This window comes from Brevundimonas sp. BR2-1 (assembly GCF_037626195.1).
Taxonomy (GTDB): Bacteria; Pseudomonadota; Alphaproteobacteria; order Caulobacterales; family Caulobacteraceae; genus Brevundimonas.
The window spans coordinates 1,465,944-1,485,732 of record NZ_JARKMV010000001.1 but is presented as its reverse complement, the minus strand read 5'-3'; the positions used below and the strand labels follow the sequence as shown (position 1 = coordinate 1,485,732).

Below are 19,789 nucleotides of genomic sequence, written 5' to 3'. Positions count from 1 at the left end.
CGGGGCCGCGCCAAGGTCCCGCTTCCCCAGCCGGAGCCCGTCATGACCAACCTGATCCGCCCCGAGGGCCCCGAGGCCGACGATTTCCGCTTCAGCCGCCGCGCGCTGGCCGTCGGCGCCGTGGGCGGCCTGGCCTTCGCCGGCTACGCCCCCGCGGCTCTTGCGCGTCAGGCCGCGCCGATCACCACCAGCGACGACGACCTGACCATCGAGCAGACCACATACCCGGCGCCCGACGGTTTCGCCCTGCCGGCCTATGTGGCCCGGCCGAACGGCGCAGGGCCCTTCCCGGTCGTGGTGGTGGTGTCCGAGATCTTCGGCGTCCACGAATATATCCGCGACGTCTGCCGCCGGCTGGCCCGGGCGGGCTACGCCGCCATCGCGCCGGCCTTTTTCAACCGGGTCGAGGACCCGGCCCCGCTGACGGACATGCAGCGGGTCCAGGCCATCGTCGCCGCCGCCGGCTATGAGCAGGTCATGGGCGACGTCTCGGCCACCCTGGACTGGGCCAGCCAGCAGCTGTGGGCCAATGGCGACAAGACGGGGATCACCGGCTTCTGCTGGGGCGGCAAGGTGGTGTGGCAGGCTTGCGCCCGGTTCGCGCAGATGGACGCCGGCGCGGCCTGGTACGGCCGGCTGGCCCCGGCGGCGACCGCCACGCCCGAACAGGCCGAGGCCGGCCGGCCGTGGCCCGTCGATCTGGCCGGCGACCTGAAATGCCCGGTCATCGGCCTGTACGGCGGTCAGGACCGGGGCATCCCCGTGGCCAGCGTCGAGGCCATGCGCGCGGCCCTGCAGAGGGCGGGCCAGACGAACAGCACGATCACCGTCTATCCGGACGCGCCCCACGCCTTCCACGCCGACTATCGCGACAGCTACCGCGCCGCCGATGCGGCGGACGGGTGGGGCAGGCTGCTGGCCTTCTTCGAAGCGCGGCTGAAGACCTAGGCCTTGCCGTCGAAATTGCCGCCGGTGGCGCCCGCCGCGACATAGGCGGCGTTGCCGGCCGCGGCGCCGGAGCCCTTGGCGGCGACCACCACCATGGCGGGGCGCACGGTGCGGCCGAACAGGGCGTAGCCGGGCTGCAGCGTCTGGATGACCTGACCGCCCTGAACGCTGTCGGAGACCTGTTCCATCATGGCCTGATGCAGGTGCGGGTCGAAGGCCTCGCCCGGCTCGGGGGCGACGCGTTTCAGATGATTGGCCTCGAAGGCCTGCAGCAGCGACTTCTGGGTCAGCTCAAGGCCGGTGACCAGACCGGCCTCTCCGGCGTCGGCGTTCTTCGGCGCGGCCTGAAGGGCGCGCTCGAGGTTGTCGGCCACGCCCAGCAGGTCGCGGGCGAATTTCTGAATGGCGTAGGCGCGGGCGTCGTTGTTCGACGTTTCCGCGCGTTTCTTCGTGTTCTCGGCCTCGGCGACGGCGCGCAGGGCGCGGTCCTTCCACTGGTCGCGCTCGGCGATCAGGGCGTCGATGGGGCCAAGGCCGTCGTCGAGGCCCGCCTCGGCGTTGGCCTCGGCCTCCGCGATGTCGGCGGCCAGCTCCTCGGAGTTGGGGAAGTCGTCGTGTGTGTCGCTCAAGTCTCTTGTCCGTCCAGCATTCGCCCCAGCACCCGGGCGGTATAGTCCACCAACGGTATGATGCGGGCATAGTTCAGTCGCGCGGGTCCGATCACGCCGATGGCGCCGAGGACCCGCTGTCGGCCCGTCATATAGGGCGCCGCGATCACGGCGGAACCCGAAAGTGAGAACAGACGCGTTTCCGCGCCGATGAAGATGCGCACGCCCTGGGCCGTGGACACCCCGTCCAGCAGGCCGATCAGCTGTTCCTTCTGCTCCAGGTCGTCGAACAGGATGCGGACCTTTTCCAGATCCTCGGCCGTCTCGCGGTCGTGCAGCAGATTGGCCCGGCCGCGCACGATCAGGGACCGTTCGCGCTCCGCCCCGCCCGACCAGGCCGCCAGACCGTCCTCGACCAGTCTTGCGGCGGCGGCGTCCAGTTCGCGGCGGGCGGCGTCCAGTTCGGTGCGCATCTCGGTGCGCGCCTCGTGCAGGGGGCGGCCCTTGAGCCGGGCGTTGAGGAAGTTGGAGGCCTCGGTCAGGGTCGAGGGAGTGACGCCGGCCTTCAGCGGCATCAGCCGGTTCTCGACCGAGCCGTCGTCCCCGACCAGCACGGCCAGGGCCTGATCGTGGCCGAGCGCCACGAATTCGACGTGTTTGACCCCGGCCTCGCGGATCGGGCTGGCGACGATGCTGGCGCCGCCGGCGAGCCCGGACAGCAGGCTGGAGGCCTCGTTCAGCGCCTCGTCGAAGCTGCGGCCCCGTCCCGCGAGGCGGGCGTCGATCTCGCGCCGCTCCTCGGCGCCGATGTCGCCGATCTCCAGCAGGCCGTCGACGAACAGGCGCAGGCCCGCATGGGTCGGGATCCGCCCGGCCGAGGTGTGGGGGGCTCCGAGCAGGCCCGCCATGGTCAGGTCCTGCATGGTGTTGCGGATCGAGGCGGGCGACAGGGCCACGCCGGTCATCGACAGGGTGCGCGAGCCGACGGGATCGCCGGTCTCGAGATACGTCTCGACGATGCGGCGGAAGATGTCGCGGGCCCGCTGGTCCAGACCGGTCAGGCTGCCGGTCTCCATGGCGGTCGAGGTCAGCAGGGGCGGTTTCATGACTGTCGGCCTCGCCACGCCGCGCGCGTCAGCCGGTGAACCAGACAGTCGTCCTCATCGAACAGGCGCCGGCCCTCGGGCTTGAAGCCGAGGCGCTGATAGAAGCGGTGGGCCTCGGTGTTGGAGTTCAGGGGGTCGATGACTATGGCCGTCACCTTCGGATCGGCGAAGGCCTCGTCGATCGCCAGCGTCATCATCTGCGTGCCGTAGCCGCGACCGAGCGCGTCCTTCGGTCCGATCCAGATGTCCATGGCCCGCAGGTTCGGTTCGATCTCGCCCCAGTAATGCGTCGGCTCCCGATGCGGGTCGCAGATCTGCATCACGCCGATGGGCCGGCCTTCAACTTCGGCGATACGGTAGAAGCTGACCTCGGACTGGTCGGCCAGCTCCTCGCGCCATTCGATGCCGCCGAAGGCGACATCGGCCTCGGGATCGTCGGTCGAGCATTCGACGACGTGCGGCTCGCGGTCCCATTCCGCCAACATCGGGACGTCGTCCAGCGTAGCGGGGCGCAGGCGAACCGAAGATGCGGGGGACAGGGTCACGGTTTCAGGATAAGCACCGCCGCTGTCGCTTCCAAGGATTACCGTCATGCGCCCGTCCGACCGCACGCCCGAACAGCTCCGCGCCGTCACCCTGGAGACGGGGGTGAACCGCTATGCCGAGGGCTCGTGCCTGGTCACCTTCGGCCACACCAGGGTTCTGGTGACCGCGACGGTTGAGGAGAACGTCCCCGGCTGGATGCGCAACAAGGGTTCGGGCTGGGTGACGGCGGAATACGGCATGCTGCCCCGCGCGACCCACACGCGCGGCCGACGCGAGGCCGCCAGCGGCAAACAGACGGGCCGGACGCAGGAGATCCAGCGGCTGATCGGCCGCTCGCTGCGCGCCGTTGTCGATCTGAAACTGCTGGGCGAGCGGCAGGTGGTGCTGGACTGCGACGTCATCCAGGCCGACGGCGGCACGCGCACCGCGGCCATCACCGGCGCCTGGGTCGCGATGGCCAGCGCGTTCGACTATCTGCGCGCCGAGGGCGTGCTGAAGACCGATCCCATCCTCGATCAGGTCGCCGCGGTCTCGTGCGGCATCTGCGGCGATCGCCCCGTGCTGGACCTCGACTATGAGGAGGATTCCACCGCCGAGGCCGATTCCAACTTCGTCCTGACCGGCGCCGGCGGGATCGTGGAAATCCAGGCCACCGGCGAAAAGCGCGGCTTCTCGCGCGCCGAATTCGACCGCCTGTTCCAGCTGGCCGAGGGCGGCTGCGCCGAGCTGTTCGCCCTGCAAAGGGCCGCACTGGGCCGGTAGCTTCCGATATCGCCGGTTTCGCGGACGCGCGAAGCATGCCTATCCTGCCCTTTCTCGCGACTGATCGGAGAGCCTGATGCGCCGGACCGTTCTCGCCCTCGCGGCAATCGCCCTTCTGATCGGCGGCTGTCAGCAGCCCGCCTCGACGCCAGAGGCCGAACCGGCCGCAGCGGACGCGGCCCCGCCCGAAATGCCGGCGGACGCCCCGCCGCAGGAAGAGGTCCCGGTCCAGACCGCCGCCACGGGCGAGCCCGGCTCCTGCCTCGCCGAAATCGGCGCCGACGCCTCGGCCCGTCTGGTTCAGCGCTGCATCGCCGTCAGCCCGGCGACCCACCCGCCCTGCAACTCCGCCAATCCCTGCGCCATGATCCAGGGCGAGATCGATCGCGCGTGCGAAATGTATGCGCCGGGCGAGGCGAAACCGGCGGAATGCTCGGCCTGATCTAGCGCAGACGACGATAGACCAGCGCGGGCCCGCCGGCCGCGCGGAACCGCTGCCGGTGCGCCTCGGGCAGGGCGCGCACGGCTTCTTCGGCCATGCCCCGCTCGCAGAATCGTGGATTGGCGGGATGTTCCGGCGTGATCCTTTCGAGATGCAGCGCGCAGAACCGCCGGCTCTGCTCGACCACGCGGTCGGCGAACACGGCTGCGTCACGGGCGTCCGAGAGGTTCAGGCCGGTGGCCGAAACCTGCATGACCGGAGGCTCGCGCAACTCCACGGAGCCGGTGGCCAGAACGGCGGCGATGAGGATTGAAGTGATCATGTCGGCGCATCCTTCTGTTTGAGGTTTTCCAGCCTCCCGAAGGGCCAGAGGCGCGGAGGCCGGCGCGCGGATGCGGATCGGCGGGTGAAATCGCCGTAATGCGGGGCCGGCGGCGCTTAATCGTTTTCCAACGCTGTTCCCGCACCTTGGCGGGCCATGACCCCAATCCAGACGCCCCCCGACCTGCGCGCCCTCACCGGCCTGCGCTTCCTCGCCGCCCTTTGGGTGGTGCTCTATACGGCCTGGCCGCATCTGGATGTGAGCTGGATCCCGGTGGCGGTCACCAGGGGCTATCTCGGCGTCGAGGTCTTCTTCGTCCTGTCGGGCTTCATCCTCAGCCATGTCTATCTCGAGGCGGCGGGGCGGAAGCGGTATTCGTACGGCGGCTTCCTGTGGGCCCGGATCGCGCGGGTCTATCCGCTGCATCTGCTGACCCTGTTCGGCATGGTCGCGCTGGGCGTGGCGGGCACGGCGGCGGGTCTGAGCATCGACGGCAGCCTGACCGACTGGCGCTCCCTGCCGGCCCATCTGACCATGACCCACGCCTGGGGGCTGGCCCCGACCTCGGCGTTCAACCATCCGTCCTGGTCGATCTCGGCCGAATGGTTCGCCTATCTGACCTTCCCGGCCTACGCCTTCGTGGCATGGCGGCTGCGCGAGCGGCCGGTGCTCGCCGTTCTGGGCGCCGTGGCGCTCGCGCTGGCGATCTACGCCGCATTCCAGCCGCTGGCGGGCTTCTCCCTGACCGAGGCCACCTTCCGATGGGGCGCGCTAAGGATCGTGCCGTGTTTCGCCCTCGGCTGCGCCCTCTACCTCGTCTATCGGCGCGGCCCGATCCCGTATGCGGGGCCGGTCGCCGTGATCAGCGCCGTCGCCATGCTGGCCAGCGCCTCGCTCGGTCTGTGGGACCCGATCACTGTGCTGCTGGCTGGCGGCCTGATCCTCGGCCTCGGCTCGCTGGACAACGCCCGCGCCGGCCTGATGGGGTCGAAGGCCGGGGTCTATCTGGGCGAGATCAGCTATTCGATCTACATGGTCTGCGCGCCGGTGATTCTGGTCATGACCAATGTCGCGGCGCGGGCGACCGGAGCAGACGACAAGCGGTTTCACATCATTGTGTGGCTGGCCGTGGTCGCCGCGATTCCGGTGACGGCCATGGCCACCTACCACCTTGTCGAACGCCCGTGCCGCAAGGCTTTGAGGGGTTTCGCGGACCGCCGCCGCGCGCGGCTGACCGCGACAAAACCGCACACGGATTCGCCTGAAAGGGTTCTTCAACCCTCGAAAACTATCGTCTAAGGCTTGGTCTTCGGACGTCGGGAAAACACGCCAGCATGATGAAACGGCTCACAGCCGCCGCAGTTGCGGCGACCTTCGGAATTTTTGTGCTGGGCGCCGCGCCCGTTGCAAAGGCCGACGAGCCGTACTGGCAGTGCGTGACCTTCGCCCGCATGTTTTCGGGCATCAACATCTTCGGCGACGCCCTGACATGGTGGCGGCAGGCCCAGGGCAGGTTCCGCACCGGCGGCCGTCCCGAGACCGGCGCCGTCCTGGCCTTCCAGCCCAGCGGCCGGATGACCCGCGGCCACGTCGCCGTCGTCTCGGACATCCTCACCGACCGCGTCATCCGCGTGACCCACGCCAACTGGGGCGGCAGCCGCGGCAAGGTCGAGGAAAACGTCACCGTGGTCGACGTTTCGCCCTCGGGCGATTGGAGTGCGGTCAAGGTCTGGTACAACCCGATCCATGATCTGGGCACATCCGTCTATCCGACCTACGGCTTCATCTACAAAGCCCCGGCCCCGGCGCCGGGCCGGACGGTCGAGAGCGTTCTCATGGCCTCGGCCGAGGCGCCGTCGGGCCAGCCCTGACCTCAGGACGTCCAATGGGATCCCGGCATGATCCGCGTCTGGTGCGCGGGCCGGTCCGCCTGTGAGCCGCCCGTCGACCCGGCGGTCTGGGTGATGCCGCCCGACGCCGTCTGGATCGATCTGATCCGGCCGACCCGCGAGGAAGAGGCCGCCGTCGAAAAGGCTCTCGACCTGTCGGTCCCGACGCGCGAGGAGATGGCCGAGCTGGAGGCGTCCAGCCGGATCTATCGCGAAAACGGGGCGACCTACGCCACCGCCGACATCGTCACCCATGGGGACGAGGAAATTCCGGGCATTCAGCCGGTGACCTTCGTGGTCACCGCGGGTCCGTTGGTCACCGTTCGCTACGTAGACCCCAAGCCTTTCGCCATGATGGTCGACAAGCTCTCCCGCGAACCGAACCTCTGCGACACGGGCCCGGAGCTGTTCCTGAACCTGATGGAAACCATCATCGACCGGGTCTCCGACATCCTTTCGGGCACGGTGGTGCGGGTCGAGGGCATCGCCAGCCACGTCTTCTCCGGCGGCAAGACGGTCGGGTTCGAAAAACTGATCACCAAACTGGGCCGGGCCCAGATGACCAACGCCCGCATCGAGCAGAGCCTGGCGGGGCTGACGCGCATCTTCGCCTTCGTCGGCATCGACGAGCGGATGGCCACCGAGGAGGCCCGCGCCCATCTGCGCTCGCTGGCCCGCGACGCCGAAAGCCTGTCGGCGCACAACCATTCGGTCGCCGCGTCGATCAATTTCCAGCTGTCCGCGGCGCTGGGCCTGATCAACATCGAACAGTCGTCGATCATCAAGATCTTCTCGGTGGCGGCGGTGGCCTTCCTGCCGCCGACGCTGATCGCCTCGATCTACGGCATGAATTTCCACTTCATGCCCGAGCTGTCGCAGCCGTGGGGCTATCCCCTGGCGGTGGCCGCCATGGTGGTGTCGGCCCTGTTGCCGCTGGCCTGGTTCAAGAAGAAGGGCTGGCTCTGACGACGGGCTTGACCCAACGGGCGCGGTCCGCGTTTCTGTTCGAGACATTCCGGAGCCCGCCATGCGTCTGACCGCCCTCGCCGTATCCGCCCTGATCCTGTCGGCCTGTTCGCAGGCTGAGGAACCCGCGCCTCCTCCTCCGGCCCCGGGACCCGCGCCGGTGCTGGCCGGGGTCGATCTGTCGAAACCCGTGCGGGCGCTGGGCACCGAGCCGTTCTGGGCCGTCGAACTGACCGGGACCGAGATGGTCTATTCCGGTCTGGACCGTCCCGAGCAGCGCGCGCCTCAGCCCAGGGCGGTGGTTCAGGGCACGACGGCGACCTTTGAAGGCGTCACCGGCGCGGGCGCGTCGCTCAGCATCATGCTGGCGGCCACCGAATGCTCGGACGGGATGAGCGACCGGACCTATCCGCTCTCGGCTATCGTCAAGATCGGCGACGAAACCCTGACCGGTTGCGCGGCCTCCTCGGCGGCGATCATGTCCACGGGTGAAAGCGGGCCGGTGGTCGAAAAGGCTCAGCCGGCCGTCTGATCGCGCACCGTCCGCATCGCCCCCAGCCGGGCGAAGGCGATAGTCAGCGCCTTGCGGCGCGCCGGCGCCAGCGGGGCCAGCGGCGCGTCGCGCACCACGGCCCCGCCGAAGCCGTCGGCGACGATCAGGCCCGGATGCTCGGGCAGGATGTCCGACGGAAACTCGGGCGCGACCGCGAAATAGAAGGCGTCGCAGAAGGGTCCGTATTCGCCCCATTTGCGGTCGACCCGGTAGTCCTCGATCCCGGACTTGACCTCGCAGATGACGATGTCGCCGCGCGGTCCGATGGCCATGACGTCGGCGCGCCGGCCGTTGGGCAGACACACTTCCAGCAGGGGGGCGTAGCCCAGGTCGACCATCAGCCGCGCGGCCCCGCGCGTGACCGACAGGGTGGTTTCCGGACGGCTGAAGACGAGGTCGATCTGCAGGAGTTCCGCGGCCATCCCGCTTTATGTTCCGCTTGTGTTCCGGTTTCAAGCCGGGTCGGCGGCTTCCAGACGGGCCTCCCGAACATCGATCAGCACGAAGCCCACGTCGACGCCGCCTCCGAATTCGCCGGGAACGAGCCTGCCCATCGAGAGCCGTTGCGGTCCGAATTCGTCCGTCACCACATAGGTGTGGTGACCTGCCCAGCCCATGACGCCCGTCTGCTGTCCGGCTTCATGCGTGTGCGGGGGCCAGGGCGCGCCCCGGACATGCAGCCGCAGAACCTCCCAGTCGAACTGGTCCCCGTCGACGGGCGCCAGAACATGCAGCTGCCGGCGCGGCTGATGCCCATAACGGAACACCAGCACCCGCCACCCCCTGCCCCAGCCGCCCGGCGGCATGCGCCGGTACCGGATCCGGTGAACGAGGCGCCGCAGCGGCCGCGTGGCGCCGTAGTAGAGCCGGGCGTAACGCCAGGGCAGATGGCGGGTGAGGAAAGCGCCGGGGGACATCTTTGACCCCGCCTACAGAATGAACCGGCTCAGATCCGCGTCGCGCGCCAGCTCGCCGACCAGTTCGCGCACCTTCGGACCGTCGAAGGCGACAGTCTGACCGGTCAGGTCCGAGGCCTTGAAACTGGTCTCTTCCAGCACCCGTTCGATCACCGTCACCAGCCGCCGCGCGCCGATGTTCTCGACCGCGCCATTGGCCGCCACGGCCGCGTCGGCCATGGCCTCGATGGCGTCGGGGGTGAAGGTCAGGGTGACGTTCTCGGTGGCCAGCAGGGCCTGGTTCTGGCGGATCAGATTGGCCTCGGGCTCGGTCAGGATGCGCACGAAATCGTCGCGCGTGAGGGCCTTCAGCTCGACCCGGATCGGCAGCCGGCCCTGCAGCTCGGGCAGCAGATCCGAGGGCTTGGCCACGTGGAAGGCGCCTGAGGCGATGAACAGCACATGATCGGACTTCACCGGCCCGTATCTGGTCGAGACGGTGGTGCCCTCGATCAGGGGCAGCAGGTCGCGTTGCACACCCTCGCGCGATACGTCGCCGCCCGAACGGTCGGAGCGGCCGGCCACCTTGTCGATCTCGTCGATGAAGACGATGCCCTCGTTTTCGGCCAGCAGCAGCGCTTCGGTGGTCAGGCTTTCCTGATCCAGCAGCTTGTCGCTCTCTTCGGTGACCAGGGGCGCGACGGCTTCGCGCACGGTCAGCCTGGCCGTCTTCGTCCGTCCGCCGCCCAGCTTGCCCAGCATTTCGGACAGATTGATCATGCCGACATTGCCGCCGCCGGGCAGGTCCAGCCCCTGCATGGGCGAGCTGGTGTCGGCCAGGGTGATCTCGATCTCCTTGTCGTCCATCTCGCCGGCGCGCAGCTTCCTGCGGAAGCTTTCGCGGGTGGCCGGCTGGGAGCCGGGGCCGACGAGGGCGTCGAGGATGCGTTCCTCGGCCTGGCCCTCGGCTTTGGCCTTGACGCCGGCGCGGCGCTTGTCGCGGACCATCACCAGCGCCGCCTCGACGAGGTCGCGCATGATCTGGTCGACGTCGCGGCCGACATAGCCGACCTCGGTGAATTTGGTCGCCTCGACCTTGAGGAAGGGCGAGCCCGCCAGCCGGGCCAGCCGCCGGGCGATCTCGGTCTTGCCGACGCCGGTGGGGCCGATCATCAGGATGTTCTTGGGCGTCACCTCGTCGCGCAGCTCATCGGGCACGCGCTTTCTGCGCCATCTGTTGCGCAGGGCCACGGCCACGGCGCGCTTGGCGTCCTGCTGGCCGACGATGAAGCGGTCGAGTTCGGAAACGATTTCGCGGGGGGAGAGGTCGGTCATGAATCGCAGATAGGGCGGCTCAGCTCCCGGCGGGAGGGGGCGGGGGCGCCGGCGGGGGAGGCGGGGCGGGAATCAGCTGGGCCAGGACGATCTTCCAGCCGCCTTCCTGTCTCTGCCACATGCGGACGTAGTGGCCCGTCCGCGCCTGTCCATCGGTGGTCCAGTCCGCCGGGCCGTAGGTCCAGACCATGTCGCCGTAGCGCGAGGCGCCGCCGCCCCCGGTCGGGCCGAACCGGAAGGTCGCGGGCCAGTCCGAAAGCGCCTCGGCGAAGGCCGCGCGCCCGATCGCGGGCGGTCTCGGCGCCACATAGAGCCGGCCATTGTCGGCCATGGCGTCGAGGTGGGCCGATCTCTGATCGGTCGCGGCCGCCCGGGCCAGCGCCGCCTCGCGGGCCTCGACCTCCGCCATCGCGTTGCGGGACGCCAGGGCGCTGGAAGCGGGCCGACCTTCGGGGGCGACCTGCAGAAGCTCGGGTCCGAATGGCAGAATCACCGGCTCGCTGTCCGGTCCCGGCACATCCGCGGCGCTCGCGCCCGACCCGCCATCGTAAATCCATTTCCACGAGCCATCGACCTGATGCTTCCAGACGGTGAAATAGTGCCCGGTGCGCCGCCCGCCGACCTGCACCCCGCCGGTCGTGAAGCCCATGTCGCCCGAGCGCGATATGCCGGCGAAATTCGGCCACCATTCCAGCAGGGGCTCGTCCGCCGGCCGGGGGCCGTCGGGATAGGCCTCCCCGATCCGCAGGATCCGTCCGCCGCCGATCAGTATGGCGTCGGGCGTCGACCATTTGTTGAAACTGCCGGCGATGCCCATCGACGGAGCGTCCGCCGCGAAGGCCCGCTCGGCGGCCACGACCGCCGCCGCGTCCGGTCTCTGGGCCACGGCGGGTGAGGCGGCCAGCAGGGCCGCCGCGAAGACGAAAGCGCGCATGGGACATCCTCCGCCCGCCATGGAGCGTCAGAAGCCGCCGTCTGTCCCGTTAAATCGCGGAAAGATCAGTCCAGCGTCTCAACCGTCAGATTGCCGTTGGTGTAGACGCAGATGTCCGCCGCTATGGCCATGGCGCGGCGGGCTATGGCCTCGGCGTCGAGCTCGGTGTGATCCAGCAGGGCCCGGGCGGCGGCGAGGGCGTAGTTGCCGCCCGATCCCACCGCGGCCACGCCGTGCTCGGGCTCCAGCACGTCGCCGACGCCGGTGACGGTGAAGATCGAGCTCCTGTCCGCGACCAGCAGCATGGCCTCCAGCCGGCGCAGGTAGCGGTCGGTGCGCCAGTCCTTGGCCAGGTCGACGCAGGCGCGGGCCAGCTGGTCCGGATACTGTTCCAGCTTGGCCTCCAGCCGTTCGATCAGGGTGAAGGCGTCGGCGGTGGCGCCGGCGAAGCCCGCCAGCACCTTGCCCCCAGCCAGGATGCGGACCTTCCGCGCCGCGCCCTTGACGATGGTCGGGCCCATGGAGACCTGGCCGTCGCCCGCGATGACGGTGCGGCCGTCCTTGCGCACCGCCAGAATGGTGGTGCCGTGCCAGTCGGGAAAGTTGGATGAGTCGTTAGCCATTTGTTTCAGATGGCGACCGAAATGCGGCGCGGCAAGCAGGAAAGCAGGGAAATACAACGGCTACGCTGCGCCATATTGTTACCAATGTAATCCGTTACAACGACAAACTATTCCCCACATTCGGCCATATAAGGGAGACGACGTGCTTCACCGCGTCATCTACGCCAGCGAAGCTGTCGGCGCCACCGGCGTATCGACGCTCTCCATCGCCCAGATTCTGGGCAATGCCGAGCGCAACAACCGGCGCGACCACATCACCAGCTGCGTGATGTTCCACCAGGGGCATATCCTTCAGGCCATCGAAGGATCGCGGTCCGATATCGATCGGCTGATCCGCCGCCTGCTGACCGACGGCCGCCATTCGGGTCTCAGAATTCTGGTCGACACGCCCATCAGCCAGCGGCTGCTGACCGAGCCGATGGGGCTGTGCGCGGATCCCGAACCTCTGCTGCGTCAATTCGGCCTGCCCTGCCTGTCGCTGATGACGGCCCGAGAGGCCGAAGCCATGCTGGCCTTTCGCAAGGCCGCGTGACCCAATCCTGGTGACCTTCGGGCGATCCCGGCCTAACGGAGAGCGGTGAGCTTTTCCGACGACGAAATCGAACGCTATGCCCGCCACCTGGTCCTGTCCGAAGTGGGCGGTCCCGGCCAGCAACGGCTGAAGGCCGCGCGCATCGCCATCGTGGGCATGGGCGGGGTCGGCGGACCTGCGGCCCTGTATCTGGCCGCGGCGGGCGTCGGAACCCTGCGGCTGATCGACGACGATGCGGTCGGCCTGTCCAACCTGCAGCGCCAGATCGCCTTCGCCACGCCAGACCTGGGCCGCGCCAAGGTCGAGGCGGGAGCCGAGGCCCTGACCACCCTCAACCCCCACGTCCATGTCGAGCCGGCGGCCGAACGGCTGACCGGAGACAACGCCGCCCGCCTGATCGAGGGCTGCGACGCGGTCGTCGACGGGACGGACGACTTCACCGCCCGTTTCGCCGTCAACGCCGCCTGCGTCGCAGCGGGGGTTCCGCTGGTGTCCGGGGCCCTCGGCCGCTGGAACGGACAGGTCGGGGTCTTCACCGGCCGCCCCTGCTATCGCTGTCTGATTGCCGAAACGCCGCCGGACGCCGAAACCTGCGCCCGCGTCGGCGTGATCGGCGCCCTGGCGGGCGTGATCGGATCGATGGCCGCGATCGAGGCGATCAAACTGGTCGTCGGCGCCGGCGCGCCGCTGGCGGGGCGGCTGCTGATCTATGACGGCCTGGCCGGGACCGCCCGGACCGTCGCCGTGACGGCCGATCCCGGCTGCCCCGTGTGCGGCTGAGCGCCGTCTTAGCGCGGCGTCACGCGAAGGCCTGACGGAACACGGCGACGTAGCGGGTCATCAGCTCCTGCTCCTTGGCGTCCTCCCAGTCCGCATGCCCCGCGTCCTCGACCTCGATCAGCTCGACGGTCTTGCCGGCGCTGCGCAGGGCGTCGCGCATCCGGCGGGACTGGATCAGCGGCAGGACGGGGTCGTCGACCCCGTGCACGAGCACCACCGGACAGGTGATCTCATTGGCCCGACGGCGGGGGGAACCCGCCTCGAGCGCAGCCCCCATCACCGACCGATCGCCGATGCGTTTGGTCCAGAATTCGTAGATCGGCTGGCCCGGTGTATCGTCCTCGCGGTCCTCCCACGCGAGCACGTCGGGCAGGTCGTAGACGCCGCAGATGCCGATCGCGGCCTTGTACAGGTCCGGCCGTTTCACCGCCCCCATCAGGGCCGCATAGGCGCCGTAGCTGGTGCCCATGATCCCGACCTTCGACGCGTCCAGCCCCTTTGCGGAAACGGCGTGGGCGACGGCGTCCTCGACGTCGTCCTGCATGCGGTCGCCCCAGCGGGTCCAGCCCTGCTGCGCGAAGGTCTGGCCATAGCCGCCCGAGCCGCGGAAATTCGGCCGCAGCACCCACCAGCCCTGCGCGGCCAGCACCTGCACCTGGCGATCCCAGCTCGGCGTGTCGCGCACCTCGGGGCCGCCGTGGGGCAGGACGATCAGGGGGCCCGGAGCCCCGCCGGGAGGCGCGGTCAGATAGGCCTCGATGGTCGCGCCGTCGCGGGTCTGGACCTGCAGCACCTCGCTGGCGCCCAGCCGCGCCGGATCCAGGTCCCGGGCCTGGCCGAGATTGACGATCGCGCGCGCCGCCTTGTCATAGAAGAACCAGCTGCCCGGTTCCTCCGGTCCGTTCACATAGGCGATGAAGCGGTTCCGCGCCTTGTCGACGTCCGTGAAGTGGACATTGCACCTGTTGTCGAAAAAGCGGTTGAGGGCCCGGTGGTGGACCGCCAGCGCGGGATCGGCGAACTCATATTCCAGCCGCTGGCCGTAATAGGCGGCGCCCAGGTAGTTGCCGGCGGAGTCCGGCAGGCCATAGGCGACGTCCCGGCCCGGGCGAGGGTTCAGCGGCGCGCCGAGCGCGGTCGTCGTCAGGTCCATCTCGCGAACGCTCTGAACGTCCTCGTTGTCGAGACGGGCGATGACCAGCACCTTGCCGGGAGTCTCGCCGGCGCCGACCCACAGGAAGTCCGGGGCTTCCCGCACGCGGGTGCGGCGCGCCATCTTCCACTCGGTCTCGCCGGGCGCCCGGACCATGATGGTCTCGACCGTGCCGCGGCTGTTCATGTCGTGACGCAGGACGGGCACGCCGTTGACGGCCCGCCAGTGATAGGTGCCGGACCCGCCGCGTTCCATCCGGGTCGCCGCGCCCGTGTTCACATTCACCCGGTGCAGGCCCATTACCCCGTCGGATTCCCACGCGGCCATCAGCACGTTGTCGGGATCATCGGGCAGCATGTCGATGATGCGGCCCATGTCGAAGGTGCTGCGCATCCGGTTGCGCTGATCGCTGAACAGCACCACGACATCGCCGGTCGTCGCATTCACCGAGACCGTGCGGCGCATATAATATTCGACGCCCTCCACCCTGCGGTTGGAGCCGGCCATCGACCGCGTCGCCGTCCGGGCCTTCAGGATCACGCTCGCCAGAAGGCGCTCGTCATTCGCCCACTCGATGGAGCTCACCCGGACCGCGCCCAGTTCGATCCGGCGACGCTGGCCTTCGGGATCCGCGGCGTCGATGAAGTCGACAGCGCTGCGCGGGTCCTCGTCCGTGCCGAGGCTCTCGGCGACGGCGATCCGGCTTCCGGAAGGCGACAGGGCCGCGCCGCTGCTCATGGTCGGCTTGAAGAATTCGCTCAGCGGATAGGCGCCGACCTGGGCCCGGGCCGCACCAGGCGGCAAGGCCGCCATCGCCGTCAGACCCCCCGCGCCGGCCAGCAGGCCGCGCCTCGACAGGGCGGCCCGCGCCGCCTTGTGCATTCCAGCCATGTCGATACGCCCCCGATACGCTTCCCCGGCGCCTACCAACCCAAGGTTGGCGGCTCCGTCAAGCCGTCCGTGTCAAAGCATCGCCGGAATCACCCGGTCCGCCGGCCGGTGGCCGTTCTGGAAGGTGAGGATGTTGGCGATGACCCGGTCGCCCATGTCCTGACGCGCCTCGAGGGTGGCGGACCCGAGGTGCGGCAGCAGCACGACATTCGCCTGGTTCATCAGGCCCGGATGGATGGCCGGCTCGTGCTCATAGACGTCCAGTCCCACGCCCGCGATCGCGCGGCGCGCCACGGTCTCCGCCAGGGCGGCCTCGTCGATCAGTTCGCCGCGGGCGGTGTTGACCAGGATGGCGTGCGGCTGCAGCCGGGCCAGCCGTTCGGCCGACAGCAGGTGGTGGGTGTCCCTGGTCGCCGGGCAGTTCAGCGAGATCAGGTCCATCCGCGCCAGCATCTGGTCCAGATCGTCCCAGTACGTCGCCCCCAGCTCCTCGGCGATCATGGCCGGGACCGGTTTGCGGTTGTGATAGTGGACCTGCATTCCGAAGGCCTTCGCCCGCCGCGCCAGCGCCTGGCCGATCCGGCCCATGCCGACGATGCCCAGCCGCTTGCCCCACAGCTTGCGGCCGCACATCCAGGTCGGGGTCCAGCCCTCGAACCCGCCCGCGGCCACCACCTGGGCCCCCTCGACGATGCGGCGGCTGACCGCCAGGATCAGGGCCATGGCCAGGTCGGCGGTGTCCTCGGTCAGGACGCCCGGGGTGTTGGTGACGATGATCCCCCGCGCCACGGCGGCGTCGATGTCGATATGGTCCACCCCCGCGCCGAAATTGGCGATCATCTTCAGCTGATCGCCGGCCTTCGAAATCAGGTCGGCGTCGATGATGTCGGTGATGGTCGGAACCAGCACCTCGGCCCGCCGCACCGCCGCCTCCAGCGCCGCCCGGTCCATCGGCCTGTCCGTCAGGTTCAGCTCGGCGTCGAACAGCTCGCGCGTGCGGGTTTCGACCGCGTCCGGCAGGCGTCTGGTTAATACGACCTTAAGCCGGGGGGAGGACATTCGAGGCCTTCGATTTCACGGATCCAGACGGTGTCTAGCAAAGCTCGCTCCCGCCTCCAAAGGCTGGCTGTCATCGCGGCGGTTCTCGGCGCGGGGATCCTGACCGGCGCGGGTCAGACCATGCCCGATGGCCGGCCCACGCCCAGCGGCCAGCCGGTGCCGCGCTGGCTGTCGCTGAAGTCGTCCGAGGTCCGGGCGCGCTACGGCCCCGGCCTGGATTACCGCATCCTGTGGGAATACCGCGCCTCGGGCTTGCCGGTCCAGGTCGTCGCCGAGACCACGGAATGGCGCAAGATCTGCGATCCCGAGGGCGCGGTCGCCTGGGTCCACCGCAGCGTGGTCTCCAGCCGCCGCAGCATTCTGAACGCCTCGGACGCCGAGATTCCGATCCGCGCCGGCCGTTCGGACACGGCGGCGGTGCGGGCCCGGCTCAGCCCCCACGCCCTGGCCTCGATGGACAAGTGCGAGGACGGCTGGTGCGAGATCCGCGTCCGCCGCCTGCGCGGCTGGGTGCGTCAGACGGCGGTGTTCGGGGCGCAGGAGCGTGCCCTGTGCAGCGCCTCGCGGCCGGCGGGGCGAGGCCGCTGACAAGCGCCACAGTCGCGCAACTGTGTTTTGACAAGGCTGCAGGGCAGGCGGCGAATCACGGGGCGGCTGCCGGGCGAAGGCCGCGTGGCGGAGGGTGTTCGGGTGCGCACCTACCAATTCCTTTTCTTCGACCGTCAGGGGCGATCGCCGGCGCTCGACTTCGTCGAATGCGCCGATGACGGCGCGGCGGCTCGCAACGCGGGCCTTCAACTGGGCCTGCATCGCACGTGCAGCGGAGTCGAGGTGTTCGATGGAGACCGCATGGTCATGCGTCTCGAGCGTCCGCCCGGGGCCGGTCGCCGCCCACATAATCCGGTCTGAAGGCGGACGTCTAAAACATTGAGCCTCCGGTTCCCGTCGTGTACCTCCACGGCGATATCCGCCGGAGCGCCGCATTGAGCCAGATCCAATATCCGTCGTCGTTCGACTACGAGGCCCTGCTGGCCGCGGGCCGCGGCGACCTGTTCGGTCCCGGCAACGCCAAGCTGCCGGCCCCGCCGATGCTGATGTTCGACCGGATCACGCAGATCAACGGCGACGGCGGCGCCCACGGCAAGGGCTATGTCGAGGCCGAGCTGGATATCCATCCCGACCTCTGGTTCTTCCAGTGCCATTTCATCGGCGACCCCGTGATGCCGGGCTGCCTCGGCCTGGACGCCATGTGGCAGCTGGTCGGCTTCTATCTCGGCTGGATCGGCGGCCCGGGCCGCGGCCGGGCGCTGGGCGTCGGCGAGGTCAAATTCACCGGCCAGGTGACACCGGACGTCAGGAAGGTCGTTTACAAGATCGACCTGAAACGGGTGATCAATCGCCGTCTGGTCATGGGCATCGCCGACGGGGTTCTCGAAGCCGACGGCGTCCCCATCTATACGGCGACCGACATGCGGGTCGGCCTGTTCGGCGCGGAACCGGTCGGCGGCTGATCCGTCACTTCAAGACCGCGGCCAACGCGGCGAATTGAGTTCAAGAAGGAAACCACATCATGCGGCGTGTCGTCGTCACCGGCCTGGGTATCGTCTCTTCCATCGGCACGGGCCAGGATGAGGTCACCGCGTCCCTGCGCGACGCGAAATCCGGCGTGGTGGCCGCCCCGGATCATATCCAGCACGGCTTCCGTTCGCAGGTATGGGCCCCGCCGTCGTTGGGCGTGACGGCCGAGGACTGGGCCCCGCATGTCGATCGCCGCGCCGCCCGCTTCCTGGCCAACGGCACCGCCTGGGGCCACATCGCTTTCGAGGAGGCGCTGAAGGACAGCGGCATGACCGCTGACGAGATCAAGTCCGACCGCATCGGCGTCATCGTCGGCGAGGGTGGCCCCTCGACACAGGTCATCCTTCAGGCCGCCGAGACGACGAAGGAGAAAGGCTCGCCCAAGCGCATCGGACCGTTCGCCGTTCCCAAGGCCATGGCCTCGGGGCCCTCGGCCGTCCTGGCAACCTGGTTCGAGCTCAAGGGCGTCAACTATTCGATCAGCTCGGCCTGCGCGACCAGCGCCCACTGCATCGGCGCGGCCGCCGAACAGATCGCCTGGGGCAAGCAGGACGTGGTTTTCGCGGGCGGGGTCGAGGACATCGACTGGTCCATGTCCAACATGTTCGACGCCATGGGCGCCATGTCCTCCAACTTCAACGAGACCCCCTCGGTCGCCAGCCGCGCCTATGACGTGGCCCGCGACGGCTTCGTCATCGCCGGCGGCGCGGGCATCGTGGTGCTGGAAGAATATGAGCGGGCCGTGGCGCGTGGCGCGACCATCTACGCCGAGGTCACCGGTTACGGCGCCAATTCCGACGGCTATGACATGGTCGCCCCCTCGGGCGAGGGCGCCGAGCGCTGCATGAAGATCGCCCTCGAAATGGCCGGAAATCCGCGGATCGACTATCTGAACCCGCACGGCACCTCGACCCCGGTGGGCGACTCCAAGGAGATGGGCGCGGTCCGCAACGTCTTCGGCGACGACCTGCCGATGATCAGCTCGACCAAGTCGCTGACGGGCCACTCGCTGGGCGCCGCCGGGGCCCAGGAGGCGATCTACTGCCTGCTGATGATGAAGCACGGCTTCGCCGCCGAGAGCGCCCACATCGAAAACCTCGACCCCGAGTTCGAGGGCATGCCGATCCTGCGCAAACGCCACGACGGCGAACTGAAGCACGTCATGTCCAACAGCTTCGGCTTCGGCGGGACGAACGGGACGCTGATCCTGTCGAAGGTCTGAAACGTCAGTCGCGGTCGGGCTGCCTCAGGCCCGTCCACGGCTCCGACGCCGCCGCGTTGATACAGGCCTCGAGCGCCTCCCTGTCGCGGGTCCAGTCGTTGACGCCATGCATGCGGATCGAGCCGGGCCACAGCCATGTGTCCTGGGCCGTCGGCTCGGCGGGAACCACGCCCCGGCCGTAACAGGTCACGCGCATCTCGCCGCCCTGCCGGTCAGCCGCCCTGGGCGACCGATCGTCGAAGGCCACCACCACCGTCGGCGGCGCGTCGGCCGCCAGTGCGGCCCGCGTCAGATAATAGCGGACGCAGTAGTCCAGGTCGTCGTCGGCCCGGTCCCCCTCGCACGGCCCGAAGTGCTCGGGGGACAGGGTGGAGTCGATGAAGTCGAACCGTCCCCACTCCGGATTCCCCAGGAAGGCGAGCGCCGAACGGCCGTGGCGCTGCTGGATCTGGCGGACCTGATCCAGCGTCACCACCACCACTGACACCTTTGGCCGGGCCCCGGCCGTTTGGGAAAGGGCCGGAGCCGCCAGCCCGCACAGGCTCAGGGTTGCAACAAGGGACGGGAGAAGGCGCATACGGAAGACTCCGCGAGTGTTCCCGGTATCCTGACCCGGCAAGCGTGGCCGTAACAAGTCGGCTATC

Annotated in this window: 24 protein-coding genes; 12 read left to right on the top strand and 12 right to left on the bottom strand. The window is 69.1% G+C overall.

Going from position 1 to position 19,789, the window contains the following annotated elements; genetic code table 11:
* The first annotated feature begins 42 nt into the window (after positions 1 to 42).
* Positions 43 to 948, top strand: coding sequence for a dienelactone hydrolase family protein (locus BrevBR_RS07455; protein WP_340000472.1), 906 nt, complete (start codon positions 43 to 45; stop codon positions 946 to 948).
* On the opposite strand, the gene grpE is transcribed toward BrevBR_RS07455, so the two are convergent.
* Genes grpE through BrevBR_RS07440 form a run of 3 tightly spaced genes read right to left on the bottom strand, consistent with a single transcriptional unit; the run spans position 945 to position 3,255 of the window.
* On the bottom strand, positions 945 to 1,526 hold the full coding sequence (grpE, locus tag BrevBR_RS07450) for a nucleotide exchange factor GrpE (RefSeq protein ID WP_442881328.1): 582 nt from the start codon (positions 1,524 to 1,526) through the stop codon (positions 945 to 947). The genes BrevBR_RS07455 and grpE overlap by 4 nt on opposite strands.
* 47 nt (positions 1,527 to 1,573) lie before the next feature.
* Positions 1,574 to 2,632: a heat-inducible transcriptional repressor HrcA gene (gene hrcA / locus BrevBR_RS07445; protein WP_332640300.1), complete on the bottom strand. Its 1,059-nt coding sequence runs from the start codon at positions 2,630 to 2,632 to the stop codon at positions 1,574 to 1,576.
* A 26-nt stretch (positions 2,633 to 2,658) separates the two neighbouring features.
* Positions 2,659 to 3,255: a GNAT family N-acetyltransferase gene (locus BrevBR_RS07440; protein WP_340000471.1), complete on the bottom strand. Its 597-nt coding sequence runs from the start codon at positions 3,253 to 3,255 to the stop codon at positions 2,659 to 2,661.
* On the opposite strand from BrevBR_RS07440, the gene rph reads away from it, so the two are divergent.
* On the top strand, positions 3,254 to 3,970 hold the full coding sequence (gene rph, locus BrevBR_RS07435) for a ribonuclease PH (protein ID WP_332640203.1): 717 nt from the start codon (positions 3,254 to 3,256) through the stop codon (positions 3,968 to 3,970). The genes BrevBR_RS07440 and rph overlap by 2 nt on opposite strands.
* A gap of 76 nt (positions 3,971 to 4,046) precedes the next feature.
* Positions 4,047 to 4,412 carry a hypothetical protein gene (locus BrevBR_RS07430; protein WP_332640202.1) on the top strand — a complete coding sequence of 122 codons (366 nt, stop codon included), beginning with the start codon at positions 4,047 to 4,049 and terminating at the stop codon, positions 4,410 to 4,412.
* Between the two features lies 1 nt (position 4,413).
* On the opposite strand, the gene BrevBR_RS07425 is transcribed toward BrevBR_RS07430, so the two are convergent.
* A complete protein-coding gene (locus BrevBR_RS07425) occupies positions 4,414 to 4,734 on the bottom strand; it encodes a UrcA family protein (RefSeq protein WP_332640201.1) in 321 nt (106 codons plus the stop codon).
* A gap of 156 nt (positions 4,735 to 4,890) precedes the next feature.
* Between BrevBR_RS07425 and BrevBR_RS07420 the strand changes: the two genes are divergently transcribed.
* The 4 genes from BrevBR_RS07420 to BrevBR_RS07405 all read left to right on the top strand — a co-directional run bounded on the left by BrevBR_RS07420 (position 4,891) and on the right by BrevBR_RS07405 (position 8,121).
* Positions 4,891 to 6,033 carry an acyltransferase family protein gene (locus tag BrevBR_RS07420; RefSeq protein ID WP_340000470.1) on the top strand — a complete coding sequence of 381 codons (1,143 nt, stop codon included), beginning with the start codon at positions 4,891 to 4,893 and terminating at the stop codon, positions 6,031 to 6,033.
* 35 nt (positions 6,034 to 6,068) lie between these two features.
* The gene (locus tag BrevBR_RS07415; RefSeq protein ID WP_340000469.1) at positions 6,069 to 6,605 is read left to right on the top strand and encodes a CHAP domain-containing protein; all 537 of its coding nucleotides are present in this window, start codon (positions 6,069 to 6,071) and stop codon (positions 6,603 to 6,605) included.
* A gap of 27 nt (positions 6,606 to 6,632) precedes the next feature.
* Positions 6,633 to 7,589 carry a magnesium transporter CorA family protein gene (locus BrevBR_RS07410; RefSeq protein WP_340000468.1) on the top strand — a complete coding sequence of 319 codons (957 nt, stop codon included), beginning with the start codon at positions 6,633 to 6,635 and terminating at the stop codon, positions 7,587 to 7,589.
* A 61-nt stretch (positions 7,590 to 7,650) separates the two neighbouring features.
* Positions 7,651 to 8,121, top strand: a complete 471-nt coding sequence (locus tag BrevBR_RS07405; RefSeq protein WP_340000466.1) for a COG3650 family protein — start codon at positions 7,651 to 7,653, stop codon at positions 8,119 to 8,121.
* On the opposite strand, the gene mmcB is transcribed toward BrevBR_RS07405, so the two are convergent.
* The 5 genes from mmcB to hslV form a co-directional block, all read right to left on the bottom strand.
* Positions 8,106 to 8,564 carry a DNA repair putative endonuclease MmcB gene (mmcB, locus tag BrevBR_RS07400; RefSeq protein WP_340000465.1) on the bottom strand — a complete coding sequence of 153 codons (459 nt, stop codon included), beginning with the start codon at positions 8,562 to 8,564 and terminating at the stop codon, positions 8,106 to 8,108. The two genes, BrevBR_RS07405 and mmcB, sit on opposite strands and share 16 nt — an antisense overlap.
* Before the next feature lie 30 nt (positions 8,565 to 8,594).
* Positions 8,595 to 9,059 (bottom strand): hypothetical protein, encoded by a 465-nt coding sequence (locus BrevBR_RS07395; protein WP_340000464.1) that lies wholly within the window; start codon positions 9,057 to 9,059, stop codon positions 8,595 to 8,597.
* 12 nt (positions 9,060 to 9,071) lie between these two features.
* Complete coding sequence (hslU, locus tag BrevBR_RS07390; protein WP_340000463.1) at positions 9,072 to 10,373, bottom strand: ATP-dependent protease ATPase subunit HslU; 1,302 nt, start codon at positions 10,371 to 10,373, stop codon at positions 9,072 to 9,074.
* A 19-nt stretch (positions 10,374 to 10,392) separates the two neighbouring features.
* On the bottom strand, positions 10,393 to 11,307 hold the full coding sequence (locus tag BrevBR_RS07385; protein WP_340000462.1) for a DUF4440 domain-containing protein: 915 nt from the start codon (positions 11,305 to 11,307) through the stop codon (positions 10,393 to 10,395).
* 65 nt (positions 11,308 to 11,372) lie between these two features.
* Positions 11,373 to 11,930 carry an ATP-dependent protease subunit HslV gene (gene hslV, locus BrevBR_RS07380; protein ID WP_332640192.1) on the bottom strand — a complete coding sequence of 186 codons (558 nt, stop codon included), beginning with the start codon at positions 11,928 to 11,930 and terminating at the stop codon, positions 11,373 to 11,375.
* 142 nt (positions 11,931 to 12,072) lie between these two features.
* On the opposite strand from hslV, the gene BrevBR_RS07375 reads away from it, so the two are divergent.
* Positions 12,073 to 12,462 carry a BLUF domain-containing protein gene (locus tag BrevBR_RS07375; RefSeq protein WP_332640191.1) on the top strand — a complete coding sequence of 130 codons (390 nt, stop codon included), beginning with the start codon at positions 12,073 to 12,075 and terminating at the stop codon, positions 12,460 to 12,462.
* 45 nt (positions 12,463 to 12,507) lie between these two features.
* Positions 12,508 to 13,242, top strand: a complete 735-nt coding sequence (locus BrevBR_RS07370) for a HesA/MoeB/ThiF family protein (protein WP_340000461.1) — start codon at positions 12,508 to 12,510, stop codon at positions 13,240 to 13,242.
* 19 nt (positions 13,243 to 13,261) lie between these two features.
* Here the strand turns inward: BrevBR_RS07370 and BrevBR_RS07365 are convergent, their stop codons facing one another.
* Together BrevBR_RS07365 and BrevBR_RS07360 are read right to left on the bottom strand one after the other, a co-directional pair.
* Positions 13,262 to 15,286: an alpha/beta hydrolase family protein gene (locus BrevBR_RS07365; RefSeq protein ID WP_340000460.1), complete on the bottom strand. Its 2,025-nt coding sequence runs from the start codon at positions 15,284 to 15,286 to the stop codon at positions 13,262 to 13,264.
* A gap of 72 nt (positions 15,287 to 15,358) precedes the next feature.
* Positions 15,359 to 16,345, bottom strand: coding sequence for a 2-hydroxyacid dehydrogenase (locus BrevBR_RS07360; protein ID WP_340000459.1), 987 nt, complete (start codon positions 16,343 to 16,345; stop codon positions 15,359 to 15,361).
* 30 nt (positions 16,346 to 16,375) lie between these two features.
* On the opposite strand from BrevBR_RS07360, the gene BrevBR_RS07355 reads away from it, so the two are divergent.
* The 3 genes from BrevBR_RS07355 (at position 16,376) to fabB (ending at position 19,145) form a co-directional block, all read left to right on the top strand.
* Complete coding sequence (locus BrevBR_RS07355) at positions 16,376 to 16,933, top strand: SH3 domain-containing protein (RefSeq protein ID WP_340000458.1); 558 nt, start codon at positions 16,376 to 16,378, stop codon at positions 16,931 to 16,933.
* A 404-nt stretch (positions 16,934 to 17,337) separates the two neighbouring features.
* Positions 17,338 to 17,856: a 3-hydroxyacyl-[acyl-carrier-protein] dehydratase FabA gene (gene fabA, locus BrevBR_RS07350; RefSeq protein ID WP_332640299.1), complete on the top strand. Its 519-nt coding sequence runs from the start codon at positions 17,338 to 17,340 to the stop codon at positions 17,854 to 17,856.
* 59 nt (positions 17,857 to 17,915) lie between these two features.
* Entirely contained in the window at positions 17,916 to 19,145 is a 1,230-nt protein-coding gene (gene fabB / locus BrevBR_RS07345; RefSeq protein WP_332640183.1) for a beta-ketoacyl-ACP synthase I, read from the top strand.
* A 4-nt stretch (positions 19,146 to 19,149) separates the two neighbouring features.
* Here the strand turns inward: fabB and BrevBR_RS07340 are convergent, their stop codons facing one another.
* Positions 19,150 to 19,722 carry a hypothetical protein gene (locus BrevBR_RS07340; protein WP_340000457.1) on the bottom strand — a complete coding sequence of 191 codons (573 nt, stop codon included), beginning with the start codon at positions 19,720 to 19,722 and terminating at the stop codon, positions 19,150 to 19,152.
* Between the last annotated feature and the right edge of the window lie 67 nt (positions 19,723 to 19,789).